The sequence below is a fragment of the Desulfallas sp. Bu1-1 genome (assembly GCF_015594625.1).
GTDB lineage: Bacteria > Bacillota > Desulfotomaculia > Desulfotomaculales > Desulfallaceae > JADNRQ01.
This window is the reverse complement of sequence record NZ_JADNRQ010000099.1, coordinates 1-273: the sequence shown is the minus strand read 5'-3', so window position 1 is coordinate 273 and position 273 is coordinate 1. Positions and strand designations below refer to the sequence as shown.

The 273-nt window shown below is 60.4% G+C and carries 1 pseudogene; it reads right to left on the bottom strand.

Annotated elements, in window-relative coordinates:
* Window positions 1-52: 52 nt before the first annotated feature.
* Window positions 53-273, bottom strand: a pseudogene (locus tag IT084_RS17820) (epoxyqueuosine reductase); the annotation flags it as partial.

Below are 273 nucleotides of genomic sequence, written 5' to 3'. Positions count from 1 at the left end.
GCCTCCGAGTTAAACCGGCACTACCGGAATCCGGCTTGATTCCCGCCAATCATTAAGCGGGACCCGTGGCGCACGGTCCCAAAGCACACTTGCTGCAAACATCGCACAGTCCCAGGTCGGTAAATTGGCCGGCCACTTCCAGCAAGCGCCGGTAACAGGTTTGCTTGTCCAACCCGTCAACTTGTAGCGCCCCCGTGGGGCAGTTTGTGACGCAGTACAGGCATTTCCCCCCGTTGTAATACCGGCAAAACTCCCTGCCCGGCCGGGGGGTGG